This window comes from Calothrix sp. CCY 0018, from assembly GCF_963920925.1.
Taxonomy (GTDB): Bacteria; Cyanobacteriota; Cyanobacteriia; order Cyanobacteriales; family Nostocaceae; genus Rivularia.
The window spans coordinates 1-21,513 of the sequence record NZ_CAWUDI010000066.1; the positions used below are offsets into that span (position 1 = coordinate 1).

16 protein-coding genes are annotated in these 21,513 nt (G+C 38.6%); all 16 read right to left on the reverse strand.

Going from position 1 to position 21,513, the window contains the following annotated elements; genetic code table 11:
* Positions 1-171: 171 nt before the first annotated feature.
* On the reverse strand, positions 172-1,098 hold the full coding sequence (locus ACM03V_RS31340; protein WP_414624719.1) for a glycosyltransferase family 2 protein: 927 nt from the start codon (positions 1,096-1,098) through the stop codon (positions 172-174).
* 2 nt (positions 1,099-1,100) lie between these two features.
* On the reverse strand, positions 1,101-2,246 hold the full coding sequence (locus ACM03V_RS31345) for a glycosyltransferase family 4 protein (RefSeq protein ID WP_414624720.1): 1,146 nt from the start codon (positions 2,244-2,246) through the stop codon (positions 1,101-1,103).
* Between the two features lie 136 nt (positions 2,247-2,382).
* Positions 2,383-3,294 (reverse strand): glycosyltransferase family 2 protein, encoded by a 912-nt coding sequence (locus ACM03V_RS31350; RefSeq protein WP_414624721.1) that lies wholly within the window; start codon positions 3,292-3,294, stop codon positions 2,383-2,385.
* Between the two features lie 75 nt (positions 3,295-3,369).
* Positions 3,370-4,344, reverse strand: a complete 975-nt coding sequence (locus tag ACM03V_RS31355) for a glycosyltransferase family 2 protein (RefSeq protein ID WP_414624722.1) — start codon at positions 4,342-4,344, stop codon at positions 3,370-3,372.
* Between the two features lie 24 nt (positions 4,345-4,368).
* Positions 4,369-5,400 carry a glycosyltransferase family 2 protein gene (locus ACM03V_RS31360; protein ID WP_414624723.1) on the reverse strand — a complete coding sequence of 344 codons (1,032 nt, stop codon included), beginning with the start codon at positions 5,398-5,400 and terminating at the stop codon, positions 4,369-4,371.
* Positions 5,401-6,147: 747 nt separating this feature from the next.
* The gene (hepA, locus tag ACM03V_RS31365) at positions 6,148-7,989 is read right to left on the reverse strand and encodes a heterocyst formation ABC transporter subunit HepA (protein ID WP_414624724.1); all 1,842 of its coding nucleotides are present in this window, start codon (positions 7,987-7,989) and stop codon (positions 6,148-6,150) included.
* Positions 7,990-8,235: 246 nt separating this feature from the next.
* Complete coding sequence (hepC, locus tag ACM03V_RS31370; RefSeq protein WP_414624725.1) at positions 8,236-9,006, reverse strand: heterocyst development glycosyltransferase HepC; 771 nt, start codon at positions 9,004-9,006, stop codon at positions 8,236-8,238.
* 942 nt (positions 9,007-9,948) lie between these two features.
* Positions 9,949-12,180 carry a GumC family protein gene (locus ACM03V_RS31375; RefSeq protein WP_414624726.1) on the reverse strand — a complete coding sequence of 744 codons (2,232 nt, stop codon included), beginning with the start codon at positions 12,178-12,180 and terminating at the stop codon, positions 9,949-9,951.
* Positions 12,181-12,200: 20 nt separating this feature from the next.
* A complete protein-coding gene (locus ACM03V_RS31380; RefSeq protein ID WP_414624727.1) occupies positions 12,201-13,310 on the reverse strand; it encodes a glycosyltransferase in 1,110 nt (369 codons plus the stop codon).
* 149 nt (positions 13,311-13,459) lie between these two features.
* A complete protein-coding gene (locus tag ACM03V_RS31385) occupies positions 13,460-14,224 on the reverse strand; it encodes a PIG-L deacetylase family protein (protein WP_414624728.1) in 765 nt (254 codons plus the stop codon).
* A complete protein-coding gene (locus tag ACM03V_RS31390; protein WP_414624729.1) occupies positions 14,217-15,422 on the reverse strand; it encodes a glycosyltransferase in 1,206 nt (401 codons plus the stop codon). The genes ACM03V_RS31385 and ACM03V_RS31390 overlap by 8 nt, the downstream gene beginning before the upstream one ends.
* 165 nt (positions 15,423-15,587) lie before the next feature.
* Complete coding sequence (locus ACM03V_RS31395; RefSeq protein ID WP_414624730.1) at positions 15,588-16,898, reverse strand: NAD(P)H-dependent oxidoreductase; 1,311 nt, start codon at positions 16,896-16,898, stop codon at positions 15,588-15,590.
* 252 nt (positions 16,899-17,150) lie between these two features.
* Entirely contained in the window at positions 17,151-17,702 is a 552-nt protein-coding gene (rfbC, locus tag ACM03V_RS31400; protein ID WP_414624731.1) for a dTDP-4-dehydrorhamnose 3,5-epimerase, read from the reverse strand.
* A 105-nt stretch (positions 17,703-17,807) separates the two neighbouring features.
* A complete protein-coding gene (locus ACM03V_RS31405) occupies positions 17,808-18,836 on the reverse strand; it encodes an NAD-dependent epimerase/dehydratase family protein (RefSeq protein ID WP_414624732.1) in 1,029 nt (342 codons plus the stop codon).
* Between the two features lie 61 nt (positions 18,837-18,897).
* Positions 18,898-20,115 carry an L-2-hydroxyglutarate oxidase gene (gene lhgO, locus ACM03V_RS31410; RefSeq protein WP_414624733.1) on the reverse strand — a complete coding sequence of 406 codons (1,218 nt, stop codon included), beginning with the start codon at positions 20,113-20,115 and terminating at the stop codon, positions 18,898-18,900.
* Positions 20,116-20,242: 127 nt separating this feature from the next.
* Positions 20,243-21,016, reverse strand: a complete 774-nt coding sequence (rfbF, locus tag ACM03V_RS31415; RefSeq protein ID WP_414624734.1) for a glucose-1-phosphate cytidylyltransferase — start codon at positions 21,014-21,016, stop codon at positions 20,243-20,245.
* Positions 21,017-21,513 lie beyond the last annotated feature (497 nt).

Genomic DNA, 21,513 nt, shown 5'->3' on the forward strand with positions numbered 1-21,513 from the left:
GGGAGTAGGGAGTAGGGAGTAGGGAGTAGGGAGTAGGGAGTAGGGAGTAGGGAGTTAGGAGTTAGGAATTAGGAGTTAGGAGTTAGGAGTTATTAATAAAGTGTCTGTTTATCTGCTTATCTCTCATCCCCAATGCCCAATGCCCACTCCCCATTGGTAATTGATAACTGCTCACTGATTACTGATGACTGTCTGTAATCCTTGCCAGCGGCCGCGTAATGATGCGAGTAATTTTTTACCTGCTAGCAATCCTTCGGAGGGAAGAAATCTTAACCACTGAATGAAACCCATTGCTTCGCGGGTTCCTATTGTTGTAGCCCAGAATAAAAATGCTAATTTTTGCAATGGTGAAAAGTATTCTAATAAAGCTACAGTTTCATTGTGTACGGCGTTAGCGAAGGCAATTTGATTAAAGCTGTTGCGTCGATCTTCGTCAAATCTCTTGGCTGGATAATGATTAACCGCTACTTGTGGATCGTAAATTAACTTCCAACCAGCTCGTTTTAATTTTAAAGAAAAAGCTAATTCAAAGTGAACTTGAGCGCCGGTACCTTTCATCCGTTCGTCAAAGTGCCAGCCTTGGATGGCAGCACGTCGAAAGCTCATGTTTACTCCTTTGAGTACGTCAACTTCCCGCGCTTCGCCAGTACCTATATGATGATTGCCGATGACTCTACCAAACCAGCTTACTTGCCCGACTGTTCCCGAATTACCATCTTCTAAATCGCTGCCATGATAAACCCAATCGCGCCCCCCAACTCCACCGACGCGCTCGTCTGCTAGATAATGACTTTCAATACGCGCCAACCAATCGGGATGGGGGGCTGCATCATCATCAGTAAAAGCTACAATATCTGAACAAGCTTCATCAAGTCCGGCATTCATGGCTGCAACTACTCCAGTAATAGTTACCGTTGCGGTGCGTAATGGTAAGGTTGTGCTGTCAAAAGCTGAGAGGAATGACCAAGTTTCAGCATCCGTATCGCGCACTACCACTATGACTTCATCAGCCGGTCGAGTTTGATTTTTCAAGGCTTCCAAGCAGCGAGCTAAATCTTGGCTGCGTCGGTAAGTTGGTATGATGAGTGCGATCGCCATTATTAATTAATCTCCTCAAATAAGTCTACATATTGTTGTGCCATGTTCTTCCAGGTGTTTTGCAGGGCAATTTCTCTAGCAGTTCGACCCATGTTACTTCTTAAATCGGGATTAACGCTTAATTTTTGCATTGCTGAGGCTATTGCTTTAATATCGTCTGGGTTTGGCAAAACTATCCCGGCTTCTGGAGTAATCAAAGGAGCAGCACCCGTACAGCCTGCGGTAATTACTGGTAAACCTGTCGCCATTGCTTCTGTAATTACTAAACCGAAAGGTTCGTAGCGCGAAGGAAATACGAAAAAATCTACAGCTTTCATTAAAGAAGGGACATCGCGGCGAAATCCGAGGAAATGCACTCGGTCGTTAATTCCCAGAGATTTCGCTAATTGCGGATAAGGGCTACCATCGGTAACACCTACCACCGCTAAATGTAAATCGGGAACTTCCACCAAAGCTTTTAGTACGGTGTCTAAATTTTTCCGAGGTAGTCTGATGTCACCAACAAACATTGCTAAGGGAACTCCATCGGGTAAATTCCATGTTTGACGACTGACACCGTTACCGGGTGAAAATTCCTCGATATCTACCCCATTACTAATGACTCGAATTGCCTTTTGAGGTACCCCGATTTCTTGTAAATCTTCAGCGACTTTATCGGAAACTGCAACTACTATTTTTGTATTGTCAAATGCTTGTTTTTCCCAACGGGTGTTGAGTTTCGTATACAGCAACTGATATGAATTATATAAAAATAGGTATGGATTAAAGATAGTTTTTTTGGCAGCAGGTGTAGCTTCTAATTTAGAAAACTTCAACCAGGAATTATGCACGAAATGTACCGCATTCACATCTGAATTAGCCCAGGTAATAGCACCATTTACTTTAACTAAATCGAGGCGATCGCGATGTTTTTTTAACCAATTAGTACTTTTGTAAGCAAACACCATATTCCGCATTAATTCTGTGGGAACTTTTGCGGAAATAGGAACCCAATTAATAGAAGAGTGTTTTTCTAATTCCGGAGCAATCTTACTTGCTAATACCGTTACATGATGCCCGCGACGAATAGCTTCCCAGGCAACTTCATAATTTACCCTTCCTTGACCATCACCTTTAATTAAACTGTGAGTAACAATGCAAAGCTTCACGATACTATCAGCCTGCTATAAGATTAATAAATAATTTAGGTTTTTCAGTACCTACTATGCCAAAAGTTTACAAAAAAAGCTGCGATACTTATTAAGCAAAAATTATTCTGTTCCCTATTCCCTAATCCCTCTTTATTCAAGAAACAATTACTGAAGAAACTGCTTCCGATTGAGGAACTTCTTTCTGTTCCCATAATAGATGAATGCGAGAACGACGAATAATTTCCGGCCAAGCTTGGATTGCTCCTCGCTTCAATAAATATCCGCTCATATGAACAAAATATATAGTTAAAAAAGCCAATAGCTTAACGGGATTGGGAAACAAGTTTTTATAACGTTTAATACCAATATAAAGTCTCGCTGCTTCTATATGTAATTCATAATTACTTACGCCACCAATACCGGGTTCATTAAGTACGCTATCGGTGCTTTTTTCATTTACTTGTAACTTAAGGCAAGATATGATTTTGTAACCGTATTTAATCGCTCGCAAACAAAGTTCTGCATCTTCATAACCAAAATAAATATCTTCATCCCATTGTTCCTGAGAGAAAAACTGTCTGGGAAATAATGCAGCATGAATTACGACTGTTTCCGGAGTACCTTCAGTAGCGCAAAAGTAACCTCGAAAAGTTAGTTTAGAAGGTAGCAGTTTCTCTCCTTGAGTACTCGTGCTAGTACCAGTGAGAATAGTATATTTTCTTTGCTCGTTTGGTATCTGAGAATATCTTTCTACAGCATTAGCAATAAAATCAGGTTCAACACAAATATCATCATCAACAAAAGCTACAAAATCTGTTTCCAATGCCGAAGTTGCATTAACTGCGTTATTACGATTGGCACAAACACCGCGTCTGGGGCCTGTAATATAAGTTGTTCCTGGATATTTTTTGACAACTTCTCGATTAATTTGCTGTACTTCAAAATCCTGTGAATCATCAGAAACAACCACCGAATGGGGTTTAACTGTAGAATTCCATAAAGCTTCTAAACAATCATTAAGTTGCTTGGAACGATTTCTGGTTGTGATACAAGCTGCAATTCTCATACGAAAATACCTTCCTTGATTTTGTAATAGTTGAAATACTTTTGATGGGGAGTAGCAAGTAGCATTGGTAGACTACTAAAATTTAGCTGCTATTTTAGGTGGAGTAAAACTTAATATTAGTGCGGCTATTGTCCGCAAACTAAAGTGTCTCTTTAAAGAATGGCAAAAACGAGTACGTGCTTCTGTAGAATTTTCACTCCGCATCAAGCCGATTCCCAAATTTGTATTAATTTGTCCCCATTTCTGATGAAAATGAGGATAAAGTTCTTTTAATTGCTCATCTTTCATAAATTGCTCGTAGCAGAAAAGATCGGCTTTAGCTTTGCGTATTTTATTTTCAAAATTCCGCCTCCCACTTTGCATAGTTTCGGTTTGTTCGTGTTCGCGATATCTGGTCAATTTAGCAGGGAAATAATAAGCTCCCAAACTAGAACGACAACACAAATAATTTAAATAAATATCCCACGAACCACCTACTTCTGGGGGAATGCTATCCCAATCAACAATCTCTCTACGAATTACAGCCGCAGTCGCACTGGAAACGGCTCTATCTATTAAACCCAATTTATGAAAAGGTTGGTAGATCCCTTCTTTTAAATTTGCCCGTTTATAAAAATGCGAGCATCTTTTTGTTGCAGCAGCATCAATTGTGCCGTCTGCTTTAATAACGTGATGGTCGCAAAAAGCTAAAGCTAAATCGGAATTGGCTTCTAATGCAGGTACGAGCTTGGCTAAAAAGTCTTTTTCCCATATATCATCGTCTAGCAAACTAGCAACATATTTACCACGTGCCTTTTTAAAAGCATTCATAGTATTGGCAAACATTCCCAGGTTGGTTTGATTGCGAAAGAAGCGAATTCTATCATCTTCAAAAGACTCAATTATTGACTGAGGATTTTGAGGACTGCAATTATCGGAAACAATAATCTCAATATTCTGATATGTTTGTTGAACGGCACTTGTTAATGCTGCTTTCAAATATTCCGGGCGATTATAAGTGGGAGTTATAATACTGACTAAAGGTTGATTTTTTTGGTTATTGCTTGTCATATTATTACTTGTCATATTTTAAATCTATACACTTTTTCTAGTTACGCCGAATTTTACCATTTTTTGAATAACACTAATTGTTCTATTCAATAAAATTATACGACTTGCCGCCCTGACAACTTTAGGAGATTTACTATATTCTAATGCCCTTTTTATTTGCAGTAAACCTTCAGGTATTTTGCCTTTTCTGATTAAATAATCTGCTGATTGTAAAGCGAGGAAAGCACAATTTTGTTTTACAGTTCGAGCAAGCTTAGTATTTGTTTCTTCAGGTAAATAAGATTTAAAGATAGTTTCTACAGTATTGTAATTTTCCTGAATAAAAATATTGCTTTTGGCATTAACATTATTTGCAGATTCTAAATGTACGCGCCACAGAGCTAAAGGTTCTGCTTCAAACCACATTGGATAATGAGCAAAAATTCTGACCCACATTTCCCAATCTGCACTGATACCGCAACGTCTATCGAATCCTCCCAGGTTTTCATAAACCTCGCGGCGCACTACCGCAAGAGAAGGTACGGAAATACAGCAAAGTTCGGCAATTCTGTGCAGCCAAGTTTTGGGCAAAATACCACTGTTAGGCATCTCAAAATTGGATAAACCTTGCCATTGATTATGTTTATCAATCAATACACTGCGACAAAAAGCAGCACCAACCTCTGGATGCTCCTCGAAAGGCCGTGCCATCTTTTCATAAAAACCCTCTCTGACGCAATCGTCACTACACAGCAGATGAATCAACTTTCCTTTCGATAATTCAAAGCAGGTTTGAAAGTTATTCATAATACCTACATTGCTCGGCTGACGGTAAAACTCTACACGCCCTGCACCTAATTCCTCTACAACTGCTGCTGGGTCATCTTCTGTAGAATTATTATCAACAACCACAATTTGCATTTTATCTATACCTGGATCTTGTGCCAAAACGGTCGCTAATGTGTACCGTAGATATTCCGCACAATTATACGTAGGAATCATCACAGACCAAAGCGGACGCTTTACTTCTTCGGAAACTGGCAAAATGCTTGGGCGATAAGGATTTAAGTCATTCATAGCTTACTTTACAAGGATTTTTTTGTATAAATCGAGTACGTAATTAAAAGCGGAAATTTTATGCTTCGCTTGTTAAAGCCATAATTAGTTTGCCATCTTGAACGTTATGTACCGCAATCTAGATTTAGAAACATAAATAGGCTTTTTAGTCAAGCTCAATAAAACTCTATATATTGAGTTGTCATTGATACTTTTTATCTAGCTACAAAAAAGTTATTTGTAGATAATTGCTGTCTGTATCTTTTCAATAGGTTATATCAAAATATATGTATGTTAGGCGAGAGCTTTTTGATGATTTTTTGGAATTAAAATCTTATAGATAATCTTCTTTATGAAAGCTTTAAATAAGGACTCGGTAACTACCAATATTTACCTGAAAAAGAGCGACGAAAAATTTTAGTTAGAAGAATATTACGCAACATATCTTTTAATCTTTTTATATAGATGATGCAACGATTAATATAAGCAAGACACAATCTATAGATAACTGCAAGTTAATTTTTTGAAGAAAGTAGCGATTATCAAGTTCAATATGAGATATGGCAGTACAACGATTAAAACTCCATTATATTTGCTTGACCCATTCAGCGGCAATACAGTTTTCTGCAATAAAAATTGTCAAAGTTGATTTTATTTTTTGTTAATAACCATTAACAAATTATTCTTTTTTTACATAAAAATAAGGCTTGCCGATGACAAGCCCAAAAAATATTATTCTTATATATTCCAAGAGTAAGCTTAACTTTTTTAACTTGCCTGACCGACTTCATTTTGTATTTGATGATATTTCCATAACTTACCGCGTTGTTGTAGTAAGTCTTGGTATTTTCCTTGCTCAACAATATATCCTCCCTCCAACACAACTACCTTGTCGGCTTTAGCGATTGTAGAAAGTCTATGAGCAATAGCGATAACTGTTCTACCTACAGAAAGCTTTTCTAAAGATTCCTGAATCAAGCGTTCCGATACAGAATCCAAAGCGCTGGTGGCTTCATCCAAAATCAAAATCTGGGGATCGCGAAGTAATGCACGCGCTATGGCTATCCGCTGTCTTTGTCCCCCAGATAATCGAACTCCGCGATCGCCAAGTTGGGTATCGAAGCCTTGAGGCATATCTTCGATGAATTCTAGTGCATTAGCAAGCCGAGCGGCTTCTTTAATTTCCGCTTCGGTAGCGTCGAGGGTACCGTAAGCAATGTTATTCCAAACTGAAGTATTGAAGATAAAAGTATCTTGACTGACAACAGCCATATTTTTTCGCAGCGAGTAGATGTCAATCTCTTTTAAATCCACTCCATCAATATAAATATGCCCTTGTGTTGGATCGTAAAATCGAGGAATCAAATCTGCTAGGGTTGTCTTTCCAGCCCCAGATGCTCCCACCAAGGCAGTTGTTTTGCCCTTTTCCAGGGTAAGGGTAATATTGTGTAGCACTAAATTGGTTGGTTCGTACCCAAAATCAGCAGATACTATATCAATAGAACGATTTAACTGCTGAAATTCGGTAGAACCGTTTTGGAAGTAAGCTTGGTTATCGCTTTCTAACAACTGTTTAACATTATCCATCGAACCGTTCAAAGTACTAAGGAAAGCTAACGTTCCATTGATATCTTGAATGCTGGGTACAACGCGCATCAGAACAAAGAAAAATGTCAATAATGATGCGACTTGTAAGGTAAATACTGTAAAAGAAAGAATAATTAAACCGATGATAGCAGTAGTTGCAATAGCTGAAGCTATTGGTTTTACTAAAGTCCAAGCCTTGGCAACTTTTATGGAAGCATTCAATAATTGACTGCTAACGCCATAAAAACGCTGACGTTCAAAGTCTTGCGTACCCGATGCGTGAACCGTGCGGATACCGTTAATAAATTCCGTGGCTGTTGAATGAAAAGCACCGTTAGCATTAGAAATACCAAAGCTCGATTCTCGAACGCGAGCATTGAGCGTTGAAAGTCCCACACCTAAAAGTGCAAATAGCAAGACTGAAACAATTGAAAGCTGCCATGATATGGCAAACATGGTGATAAAGTAAACAGCTACTGCCATGCCTCTAATGATCACGAAAGCAACACCACCGAAGCCTTGTTTTAATCTCTCAATTTCAGTGGTGATTGTATTTATCAGTTCGCCGGAACGGGTTTTGACAAAGTAACTTAACGGTAATGCTTGTAAATGTTCAAACATCCGCTTACGCAAGCGGTCTGCAAGATGCAGTTGTGCTGATTCTGTATAGATCGAACTGAAGTAATCAAATGTAGAACGCAGCCAAGTGCTTAACAATATTAAGATTGATATTCGATACATACGGCTGGTTGCCGAAGTTTTAATTCCTAGTATCCAGATATCAAACCAAGCAAAACCTGTTTGAATTGGTTCCGCATCGGCTGCATTCGTTAAGCTTTGTAGAAAAGTTAGCAAAAAACCAATACTGAAACCTTCAAAAGCCGCTGCTAATATCGAAAAAACTATAGCGTAAATAGTAACCTTACGGAAGTGTTTAAATTCTCGCAGTACTAAATAGTTATTCTGCCAGAATTTGGTAGCTTTAAATAAATTGCTGAATGGCTCGTATATTTTTGAATGCATATATATTTTTTTAACTATTAGAGTCAGAGCGATATTTGAATTGTGTTTTATTTGAGAAGATTTTGGGCAATATAGTCACTCCCGCCTACTACCAGTGTTTTTGTAATTATTGCGCTCGCGGCTAAAATGCCAACACGAGAGGTCAAATATCGCTCTTAAAAGTGCTGGCACTTATTATCATTCTTTGTAAACTTAGTCTTTGAAACATGAATGATATTAATTCGATAGAAAAAGCTAATGTATTAATTAAGATGTTTGACTATCTAAATGTAATATATTTGATTCTTCTGCCTCTACTTCCCAAGAACCCATAATTCCAGGTAGATTATTCAATTGCTTCTGTGATTTGGGAGTTAACCTTACCGCATCTTCTAAAGTCCAGCAGCGAGAACCGAACAAGCCCATTTCGCCCCGGATTACATTCAACAATTGCGGTAAGTTATTCAAACCGTACTTACACATCCAGTTTCCTAATTGTGTAGTTTCTTCATTTTTCTGCAAAACAGATGTTGTGCGAAATTTGATTAATTTAAATAATCTGCCTCTTTCACCGACATACCAAGAGCGTTCAAACAATGGTGCTTGAGCATCAATTTTCATTACTGTAGCTAATAACAGCATCAGTGGACTCACCATAAATAGAACTACGGTGGCGATCGCCCATTCGCCAAGACGCTTCATCGATGATAAAAAGTAACTGTTGGGTTTGGGTTGTTTTCGCTCGGCACCTATCTGTAAATATATTGGTTTAGAAGCACAGTTCGCAGCATCTGCCCAAAGCTTTACTTTCTCTTCCCCTAATTTTGGATCTATACGAACTAACTTCACGGAAGAATGTTCCAAGCAATTTTTTAAAGATTCATAGGTATCTAATAAAGGCATATAAGGCTGCTTAACCGTACCGATAGGCTTTACCAATAATTGATTGCGTCGCCATTGAAGAGTGCAGTAAGTAGAGCTATTAGCTTCAGATACACTAGAGCTATTGTTTACAGTTGGCAGTAAGTTGGTTTTCATATTAATTTCAACTAATAGAGTGGTAGGCAGCTAGTCTTATATAGAACGTGTCAAAATGTCCTTAATATCCGTATTTTTTGGCTTGACTTCCAAAAGATGGAAGTTGTCCAGGCAAATATTCTTAGAGAGAAAAGTTCCGTTACGGTAATTTCATACCTTACCGGATCGATTTTTGAAGATGTATGTTGAAAGAATATGCTAAACGTAGATAAATCTACCTGCGCCTCGCTATGACTTTTTCTTTTTGCAACGGTATTCAATAAATAGGATATAGGAAACCATAGAAATAACGTTATCTAAAAATGAATTCTTTATTTACTCTTCAAATATTTACTACTTTATTCTCAGAATTATTAAGGTAGTATGAATTCTATTTTGGTAACACTTAATCACCGTATTCCGGCGGAGTCTAAGCGATTGTAACATAAATATTTTTTACGATTTAATCAACCTTTATCTTTATCTGAGGTTTTTTCGTAAATAGACGAAATATACAGGGGAATTTACGCAAACTTCATATACATCCCCTCAAACATGGTTCAAATTTAATAAAACTATATTGAAAAGCAAGTTATTCGATTTTAAATTTGCCTCATTGAAAAATATTCTTGTGCGCGGCTTGCCGGTAGCAAAGTAGCTAAACAATAAAAATCATCGAGTCAGGCTAAAGAGTAATAAAAAGAGTTTTTAAATTTTACATTTTGTTACATATCTCGTTTTTTAGTGCCTGCCTATCTACTTACTTCCCCTTGAAATCAATTGATGCGGTTGGGATCTAAAGTAGGTTGAAACTGACACAACAGCACGATTCTCGTTAAGCATGAAGAAACCTAATTTTTAGTAGGGCAGGCGAACTACCTAATTAAAAATAAAAAAGGCATACGCTTAAATAAAAGCGCAGCCTTAAAGTTTATTTATTCAAGATTACGGTTAATTCAACATCTATTCTTCTACGGCTCCTTTCAAGGCTAATTGCTGTTGCTTGACGTTGGGGACGTAGCTATAGCCAGTTTTTGAAACTCCATTTGCGACAACCCCAAGTAAATTGAGTTTACCCAGCATGGCTGTAGCTTGTGCGAGTTGGCTGCGAGTTACTCCTCCAATACTTGCTACCATGACTACCCCACGACAAGTCGATGCGGTGAGCAAAGCATCTACCAAACCGAGAACTGCTGAAGCATCTAGGATAACCAAGTCGTAGTTTTCTTCAAATGCGCTCATTAAATCTTCCATGCGAGGAGAGCTTAATAGATTCGCAGGGTCTTCTGGAACTGGCCCTGCGGTTAAAATATCTATATAAGATGAGCCTGAAGATTGAAGAGTTATCTGGTTAGGTAAAGCTACATCGCTTGTCAGCAGAGTCGAAAGTCCTTGTTCGTTGGGTAAATTCAGATGTTTGTGTACGCTGGGGTCGCGTAAATTCGCATCAATTAATAGTACCTTTTTATGTAGACGAGCAGCACTCATTGCTAAACCTAAAGCCAAAGCTGATTTACCTTCATCGGGTAATGCCGACGTTATCATTAAAGATTTAAAGGCGGAAACAGAATTGAGTAATTCTATATTTTTATAAATTAGGTCGAGCGATTCCCAGCGCGGTGGCGATTGCAATACCTGAATCGTCCAGGGAGCAAGAACTTCTGGCTTGCCAAACGGTAGTTTAAATACCGATTCTTTACCTTTAGCAGCCGGTAATTTAGGAGTTGTTCCTAAAAGTGGGATGGCAAATTGTTTCTCTAATTCGGCGGTAGTGCGAACTGCATCGTCTCCTGCTTCCCTAGCAAAGGCTGCTATACCTCCCAACATCAAACCAACTACTCCACCTAATAACAGGTTTTGTTGCAGATCCGGACCTAAACGATCTCCTTCCTGGGGTTCTTCTACTACTTCCCAGTTAAATCCACCTTTGTCAAGTTCTTGTTCTACTTCTTGCTCTGCTGTCAATAGCTCCTGCAAGCGGTTTCGACTGCGTTCTACCTGGGGTTGTAACCGATTATACTCAGCTAGCAAACGAGGAAATTTTGTCAGCTCTTGCTGTAGCTGCTGTTCTTTTTCTGCCAAACTTTGGTCGCGTGCGGCTAAAGCAAACAGGTTTGTTTGGGTTTCTACTAAGGTGCTAGCAAGGTTAAGATCCGTTTGAGAAAGCTGTCCCTGGCTGAGTAATTCACCAGTATTTACGTCACTTGCATCAACATTACTTCCTCCCAAAGCTCGTCCTACTTCTTGTTGTAGTAGCTGCTTTTGTTCTGTAAGCTGTTCCTTGAGCTTTAAAACATCGGGATGTTCGGCTGTAAAACGTAGATTTGCTTGGGCGATCGCCAGTTCGGTTGTTTGGATTTCGTTAAGCAAGCTTTGGTAGCGAGTGGATTGACTCAAACGAGAAGAGACAAGTGCTTTCTGGGGAGTACGTTTTAATTGTTTTTGTAATGAATCTAAACGTGCTTCAGCTTCTTTATATTGATTGCGAGTTGTAGTTCGTTCTTGTTGAATGTTATTTAAAGCATTTTCATAAGCTTGAGCTTGTGTTTGGGGGTCTGTTAAATTCTGAGAGTTACGAAATCTTAACAACTGTGATTCAGCTAGGTTTAAGTCGTCTGTTACCTTTTTCTTCTGTTCCCTAATAACTTTCAGACCATCTCTTAAACGCCTTCTCTGCTGTTCTTTGTTGTAATCGAGATAAACTTCCCGTATGGATTCTAATACTCTTTGTGTCTTTTGCGGGTTTTTAGCTGCATACTCGACTTGAAAGATTTTAGTTGCAACGTCATCGTCTTTTGACCTTAATTGCTTTAAAGACAAAGAACTTTTTATATCTTTTACGGTAATTTCCGGGTATTCAGGCTTAAGTTTTTCAACTGCTTGTTGAATAAGTGAAGAACTACCCATCAAGCTTAATTGAGTCGCGGTATCTATCTTCACATTCGAGTCGGTAAACTGATTTTTATCTAGCCCAGTTCCTTCTGCTTTTCCCTGATAGTTTTGCTCTACCAACAGTTCCATCGAACTTTTATAACTAGGCGGGGTTTTTTTATAAACATAATAACCCGCGCCTACAGAAGCTAAAAATACTATCAAAAACCAAGGAAATCGCCGGATTAATACCGCAAACAACTGCCCGTAACCCGGTTCTGAATCAGCAGCTGGATTGACATGGGGACTTAAACTCGTTTGCATAACTTTTTTTATTTCCTCAGCTAACAAATCAGGGACTGCGATCGCTGTAAGCTATTAGTTTGGTCGATGACTTTCTCGACTTTACTAAAAAATGCTTCTTCTGAAAAATTTGCTACAGCATGATTGCGGATGTTTTCGTAATTCCAATAGATTTCCCTGGCTTCTAATAAGGCAGTTTGTAGGGAGTCAGGCGTTTGCCTTTTAAAAAACACTCCTGTTTTTCCTGGCACCTGAGTATCTAAAACTCCTCCCGCACCGAAGGCAACTACCGGGGTTCCGCTAGCGTTTGCTTCTACCGGAACCAACCCATAGTCTTCTAAGGCTGCGACTATTACAGATTTTGCTTTCGCAAATAACTGGGTACGTTCTAAGTCGGATACGTGACCCACAAATTCAATATTTTTCAATGCTTTTGATTGTAAGCGTTCTCTCTCTGGGCCGTCACCTGATATTTTCAGTTGCCACCCCAGCCAGTTAAAAGCCTCCACTATTATATCAAGTCGTTTGTAACCTATCATCCTAGCTGATGCCAGAAAATAGTCATCTTTGGAATGCGAATAAATAAACTTACTGGTATCAATTGGATAGTTAATAACTATTGCTTTTTTTCCATAAATGCTTTTGATACGACGCGCTACAACGCTAGAATTCGCAATATAAAGGTCTGGCTCTTGTGCATAAGTTAGGTCAACATTTCTCATTAATTGAAATACTCTTTCAATTAACGGAGCAAAATACTGATAATCAGCATATTCTCTTAAATAAGTTTCGGTATCCCATAGAAAACGGGTAACATTATGACAGAAGCAAACGTGTCGTGCCTTCGGGTTTTTTCGTACTGCTTTAGCAAAACTAGTGCTGCTACTGATAATTAAATCATATTCTTGCAAGTCTAAAGCACGAAAGGCAGGAAAATAAAAGGGAGCCATTAACCGGAAATATTTGGCTGCACCAGGAATATGTTGTAAATAAGTTGTCTTAACTATCCTTTCGCCTAAGTCAATGGTTTTTTGAGCATCGTATAAAGATGTAAAAACGTCAGCTTCAGGAAAGCGCTTACAGAGTAATTCAAATACTCGTTCTGCGCCACCTCTTTGGGTTAAATAATCATGAACTAAGGCAATTTTCATTTTTTTTCCTATGAAATTACAGTTTGCCTGTAAGCAATGTTTAAAAATTCTATTGGATTTTTCTCGGAGCTTATATTTTAATCGGAATATTTAACATTTTTATTCTTAGTTTTACAAATGTTTTTTACTTTCAAGAGTGAAAAATAGATTTAATCTTTAAAAAACATTTCGTATGATGAATATATTGCCTGCTTAAAGCTAGAAGGCAAGTTAGGGGTTTGCGATTTATAAGCTGCAATCGCTTGATGTTTTTTTTGTTTAAAGCTACCAAGAGATAATCGGTACAGATGACTATTTTTATGCAAATATTCATGTTTTGACAGCGGATTTCGCCACAGCATCCAAATTGGATATTGCAAAAGTTCTATCTGCATTTTCGATTTCTCAATCGCACTCTTTACTAAAGAGTAAGTAGCTTCATGGTCTGGATGTCCATCATGGTAATGTGGAACGTAAACTTCTTGTGGTTCAAAGGATTGGATAATTTCGACTAATTTAGCAATTAATAAGTTTTGTTTCTCTGGAGACAGTTGACCTAAAGAACCATCAGTTTCGCCAAGATATAAAGCTTGTGAAGGTTCGATACCCAAAATATCAAGAGCTTCCATCGCTTCTTCTTGGCGAAATTGAACAACATTCTCCGGTTTAACCCAATCTGGTTTACTACCGAAACGTCCATCTGTAAGAAACACCACTTTAACGGGTATTCCTTGAGAACGCTTGAGAGCGATCGTTCCTCCACAACCGATGGTTTCATCATCTTGGTGTGGAGAAAATACTATTGCTGGTTTATTGTTCGCCTCTATTGGTTTGCTTTTGAAGCGTAGTAACCAATTATAAAATACATTGTAGTTTGCATCTCTAACGGCTGCTCCTAAAGTTATTCGTAATTGGTTTAAAGGCAGTTTAAACATAGGTTAATAACTCGTTTTTAATTCCGTATTGCAGCATAATTTTTTCAACTGTTTCTCTATAGACTTGAGCAAAGTGTTCTCTTGTATGATTTTCTCGCACAAATTCCCAAGAGTTTTTAGCCATTTGTTCGAGTATTGATGGATCTAATTGTGAAATATTCTCGATGCTTTGCTTAATTTCTTCCACAGTGTTTTCTTTTAAAATAACACCATAATCATCGCTGATATCTACGCTAGATTCATAACTCACAATTGGAATTAGACCCGTATGCATACAGTTGATAACGCATCCGCCGCCACCTTCGGAAGAAGAAGGATAAACAATAGCTAAACAACTGTTAACAATGTCTAGAAATTTTTGAGAGGTAACATCAACCCAACCAACTGTATGAATGTTAGGAGTTTGATAAAGTTCTTTATAAAAAGCTGTTTCAAAGTCTTTTTCTTTATTAATCGGGCCGCAAATAGTTAAGTTGTAATCCGGCATTTGGGAAAATGCATCTAAAAGTAAATCCAATCCCTTATGAACGAAACCAGCGCTACCAAACCACAGGAAGTTTTCACGGCAAGCGGCAAAATCTTTATCTGGCCAAGGATATAGTGTTGGAGCAGAAATAGGAACTCGGTACAGCGGTTTATTTGCGTATCTAAATGTATTCATCGTAAACTCGTTGCCAAGAACCGTAGCGCAATCGGCATACTCGATGGCTTTGTTTGGCTGCTCGAATCTTTTAGGACTTAAAGTAATGCCGCGTCTTTGCTGCAATCCTAATAATCTATTGGCTTCAGCGGCATTATGAAATAATAGATGCGCTGTATCGGCATGAAATATTTTGATGCAATCCTGATTTAAAAATGGTAGGCATCTTTGCAAATTCCAACGTGTTTCAATAAAAAAGTTATAGTGTTTTTTAGGAATAAATACATCGTTGTAAAACCATATAACATCAACGTTATAACCAAAATCTAAATAGGTTTTAGCCATTTGCAGGCATTCCCAATGCTGGGTATGAGAAGTTGGGAGGGGTTGCCCTGGTTTTAACGTAAATGGATCTACAACATAAGAAAGCAGTACGTTTCCGACTGCTGGTTGATTTGGCCCAAGTGAAATCATCCGCCGTCTTTCGAGACGACCTTGTATTTTATCGGTTAATACAGTAACGTTGTCCGTTACGCGCTTAATTAAATTGGTTTTCATAAATAAATGTCCCTGAGAAAGCTAAATAAAGTTTGAACTAACAATAAATAAATTGAATGTTGTGAGAAGAATCTTGAGAAAGACTCTTCGCTACACAACTCATGTCTTCTACGCTACTAAGGTAAAATGATAGCGTAAAGCATCACTTTCAAAACCGTTATTTTGTCAAGCTATTGCCAAGGTTTTAGATGGAGTGAATTTTGCGTTTTGTTCGTCTCGCAGTTTGTCGCACAGTCTACCTTGTGGTAATTCTACGTCATCGTAGGTGAGAACTTGGTCTTTAGAAATGTCTCGTTTTAAACGGCATCCTTCGGCTAATCCCATCGGTAATAGATTTTGTTCGCGAACTACTTCGGAGTTCTCACATTGCCCGTAGCTCATATAGTAACCAATGCCATCAAGGGTATCTCCAGCTTTGAGGTTAATTTTAGCGGTGGCTACCACGTCTACAATCGGACCACCCAAGGGAGACATGACAGCATCGCCGAACAGTACCGCACGGGCTACTGATAGAGGTACTTCAAAATGGCACAAGTGATAAGGGGTATAGAAGCTGTAAAGAGGGCCTTCACCTAACTTGTAAAGGTTAAGATAATGCTGCTGTTTGGGGTCGTCATGAGTTGCAAAAACGAATACTCCAGGGCCGGGTTTAGCACCGACAACATAATCAACGATACCGCCAAGTTGCTTTAACTGCTCTATATCATACATTGAGGTCATTTCATCAACATGACCTTTGAAGTCGTAGCCGAGCATTCCTCTTTGAGCAACTTTCATTCCCGTCGCATTAGCAACAATTGCTTGCTCGAAGGAGATTTTACTGCCGTCAGCGAAGCTAGTTACCATATGAGGCTTTTGTCCCCAGCGTTTGGCAAATGCTTCTTGAGTAGTTGGGTTGCGGTAAGGATCTTGCAATCCCTTGATATTTCCACAAAGTAATGGAGTTAAACCAATACTTTTAACAAAGCGATAGAGATTCATTTCTACCCCCGGTTGATCGCCATCACAAGCAGAAAGGATAACTCCGGCTTTGTCAGCGTAAAGTTTCAAAATAGAACCGATAGTACCGTCAAGTTCGGCATTCATCATAATGATGTGCTTGCGATGAGCGATCGCCTCCATCACAACATGAGCGCCAAATTCAATTGCTCCGGTTACTTCGATAATTGCATCAATACCTTCGGCACGACACAGCAGCATTGCATCTTCGGTGATTGCGTATTCACCTTTTTTTACCGCATCTTCCAAATCCGCTACATTGGAAATTTCTTTAACAGCGTCAATTCCTGCCTCTGTATAAGCTCGTTTTGCAGCATCTACACTACGGTTAGAAATCGCCACCAATTCCATTCCAGGAACCGAGTTCGCAATTTGATTGGCAATTCCCCTACCCATAAAACCCGCGCCAATCATTGCTACCTTAACTGGGTTTCCTGCTTCGGCGCGTTTTTGTAAAGCGTTGTCTATGATAATCATAAATTTAATTCCTATTTAGATATCCTGGTTTGAGTAATTCTTTGTATTTTCCTGGTTCCCAGGCTGAGCCTGGGAATTAAGGTTTAGAGGCTCTGCCTCTTGGTTATTGAAACTAGTACAAGTCGGCGTAAATAAGGCAACCATTAAAAATAGCTGAAAAGCCTAGAAAATCAAACTTCTTACTTCTTACTTCTTACTTCTTACTTCCGCGAAGCGGTACTAGTGCATTCCGGTGAATTAAAAAAATAGCGATTAAGAAGCGCCCCCAACGCTCATCATTCTCATCAAAGGCCACTTGGTGTCTTTTTCAGACATTTCAGTTGCTTCTAGAGGCCATTGGATGTTGAAAAATGGGTCGTCGTAGCGCAAACCTTTTTCGTATCCGGGGGTATAAAATTCACCGACCATGTACATAACTTCACAACCATCGGTTAATGCTTGGTAGCCGTGAGCAAACATTTCAGGTATGTATAAAGCACGGTGGTTATCTGCCGATAATTCCACGCCGAAATGCTGTAAATAAGTAGGAGACTCGGAACGCATATCAATGATTACGTCGTAAATAGAACCTTTAGTACAGCGAACTATTTTTGTTTCTGCTGCTGGTGCGGTTTGATAGTGCATTCCCCGCAAGGTGCCTTTTTTATGGTTAAAAGACAAATTACACTGAGCAACCACTGGCTTTAAACCATGCTCTTCAAGTTCTTTAGCGCAGAAAGTACGAGCGAAGAAACCACGGCTATCGTGTTTTTCTTCTAAATCAATGGTGTAAGCTCCTTGAAGTCCGGTTTCGGTAAAAATCATAACTACCCTTTTGAAATAATTGAATTTTTTGATGTGGTACGGGAATACTCAATAGCCGTACCTGTTTTATTTAAAAGCTGGAAATTTGAAACTTAAATTTTGCTCTTACTTTTTAGCCCAGAAGAAATCTTTATCGATTTGCTGAGTGCGAATCAAATACTCTAACTGTTTCAAGCGGGTGAATCCTCTAGAGAAAAATATCTCCTCTGTCATGTCAATTTGGTTAAATACTTCAAATAGTTGCTTGGCTCCCAGACGGGCATCCCAATCGCATTTAAAGCCAGGTAAAACAGTATTGATTTTTTCAAAGGAAACTCGGTAGCTGCGGTTATCTGAAGCATTATCGCCAAAGCTCAATTTACATCCAGGAAATGCTTCGGCAACGAATTCAGCTATTTCTTTAACTCGATAATTATTAGCGGTATCTCCGACGTTAAATATTTGATTGTGTATGATATCGCGAGGAGCTTCCAAAGCACAAATAATAGCTTTAGAAATATCTAGAGCATGAACTAATGGCCTCCAAGGAGTACCATCGCTAATCATTTTTATTTCTTTGGTAGTCCAAGCTAAACCAGCTAAGTTATTTAAAACAATATCAAAACGCATTCTTGGAGAAGCACCGAAAGCAGTCGCATTCCGCATGAATGTAGGAGAAAAATCATCGTTTGCTAGCGGTTGGACATCTCTTTCTACAAAGGTTTTACATTCTGCATAAGCAGTTTGGGGGTTCACTGGGGATTCTTCAGTAACATCACCCTCGGTAGCAACACCATAAACGCTACAGGATGACATATATACGAAGCGGCGTACACCTGCCTGTTTTGCTAGTTTGGCAAGACGAACCGAACCAGCATGATTGATATCGTAAGTAATAGTTGGCGATAATTGTCCGGTAGGATCGTTGGATAGTTCGGCCATATGAACTATAGCTTCTACCCCTTGTAAATCCTCCAAGGAAATATTACGGATATCTTTATTTAAAGTTTTAGCAGTAGTTTCGGTACCGTTGTACAACCAACCTACTTTGTAATAACCAGTGTCTACACCAATAACTTGATGTCCCCGTTCAATTAACAATGGAGCTAATAAACAACCGAGATAACCTTCTGTACCAGTAACTAAAATTTTCATTGATTTTGATTCCTATTAATTATTAGTCATTCAGATCGGGATTTTTTACGAAATCAAACTTTTAGCAGTTGACTGCTGTTGGTTTGAGATGTGCTTGCTCTGGAATTTCTGCCGCTACAGCTTTGCCAATTTCTATAGAAGAGGTAGCTGCTGGAGAAGGTGCATTGCACACATGAACGGAGTTTTGACCTTTGACGATTAAAAAGTCGTCTACTAATTTCCCATCGTTCATCAAAGCTTGAGCGCGAACCCCTGCATGGGTGGGAACTACGTCTGACGAGCGAACTTCAGGAATCAGTTGTTGCAAGCTTTTCACAAAGGCTGCTTTACTAAAAGAACGAATAATTTCTTTGATTCCTTCATCTGAGTGTTTTGCAGCGAGTTTCCAGAAGCCAGGATAACTCATTACTTCCGCAAAATCCCGTAGATTAAAATCTGTTTTCTTATAACCTTCACGCTTCAAACTAAGTACGGCATTTGGTCCTGCATGAACTGTACCGTCTATCATCCGGGTAAAGTGAACGCCGAGGAAGGGAAAATCTGGATTGGGAACCGGATAAATCAAACCTTTTACTAAATGACGTTTTTCTGGGATAAGTTCGTAATATTCACCGCGAAAAGGTACAATCTTAGCCTGGGGATCGACGTTTCCTAATTTGGCTACACGGTCAGAATGCAAGCCAGCACAGTTGATTACGAAGCGGGTTTCAAAACTGCCATTGTTGGTTTCTAAAACCTGATTTTGACCTGTAGCAACTATCTTCTCAACTTTAGTGTTGAATTTGATTTCGCCGCCTTGTTGCTGGATAATTTCCGCGTATTTCTGGCAAACTTGCTTATAATTTACAATCCCAGTTGATGCTACCCAAATTCCTGCAACACTAGTTACGTGGGGTTCTTTTTCCTTAACTTCTTCACTCGTGATTTTTTTAACATCTAAACCATTTTCTAAACCTCGCTGGTAGAGCTTTTCTAAACGAGGAATTTCTTGAGGAGAAGTCGCAACAATAACTTTACCGCAGACTTCATGGTCAATGCCGTGTTCTTGGCAAAATTGTACCATCGAACGGCAACCTTCGCGGGAAAACTTAGCCTTGAAGCTACCAGGTTTGTAATAAATACCCGAGTGAATAACACCGCTATTATTACCAGTTTGGTGAAACGCTACTTGATTTTCTTTCTCTAAAACTAAAATCTTTGCTTTTGGATAGCGTTCCCCTAAAGCCATGCTAGTAGAAAGACCGACTATACCCCCACCTACAATTACGAAATCATACATCTGTTTTGCGGCTCCCCTGTAACTAAAGTAATTAAAGTAATTGAAGTAATCAAAAATGAAATTATCCGGCGTTAGAAATCAAAAGTTACGAGTGTCATAATTCATAACTCCGGTGGTACTAACTGATTTACCAAACCTTCCAAGGAGCTTCGTCATTTTTCCAAAGGTTTTCTAAATAATTTTTATCTCGTAAAGTATCCATTGGTTGCCAAAAGCCATCGTGTTTGTAAGCAGATAGCTGTTCCATATCAGCCAGCTTTTCCAATGGTTCTTTTTCCCAAATAGTGGAATCACCTTCAATAAAATCAATCACTTGAGGTTCTAATATAAAAAAGCCACCATTAATCCAAGCGTTGTCTCCATCTTGTTTTTCCCGGAAACTAGTGATTTTGGTTTGTTCTTGTCCTAAAACAATTGCACCAAAACGCCCCGGTGGCTGTACTGCGCTTAATGTTGCTAAAGATTGTTGTTCTTGATGAAATTTTAGAAGATTGGTGACATTAACGTTACTAACACCATCACCATAGGTAAAACAAAAAGTTTCGTTACCAATATGTTCTTTGACTCGCTTTAATCGTCCACCTGTTAAGGTATGATCGCCTGTATCTACCAAAGTGACGCGCCAAGGTTCGGCATAACCACAATGTACGTTCATCTGATTAAATCGCATATCAAAGGTTACGTCTGACATATGCAAAAAGTAGTTAGCAAAATACTCTTTAATTACGTACCCTTTATAACCACAGCAAATAATAAAATCATTAATACCGTGAGCGGAATAAATTTTCATAATATGCCAAAGAATTGGCTTACCACCAATTTCTACCATTGGCTTCGGTCTAACGCTAGTTTCTTCACTTAAGCGCGTACCCAAACCTCCAGCCAAAATTACTGCTTTCATAAAAACTGCCTCTAATGTTTCTAAGGTAGATGATTGAATAGTTCTCTTGTGATTCAGATTGAGATAAATTTTTATTTTCTCAGTATAAATTTAACCGTATTTTTACTATAAATTGTAAAGACGAGATAAATATAGCAGTTTTGTCTGTGAAAAAATGAAAAAGCTTAGTTTACAATAAAAGCACAATTCAAGACTTTTGATTTTACGAAGTTAAAAATCACAAAATTCCTTTATTTACTTCTATAAAGTTAAGAATAAATAAAGTTATATAAACTATTTTTGATATATGAAAAAGCCAGAAAAAGAATCGATAAATTGACAATATTTTTTCTGTATTGCTTATCTAAAGAGTTATTATATCAAGTCAGGATAATTACATATTATTCTCCGAATAAAAGTAAAAAAAAAATGGTTTTCTGTGCAAAACCTGGTTTCAAAGGGATTTAGCGCTAATTTAAGACCTATAGTTCCGTTGGGCTGCCACCCTTCAAGAATAA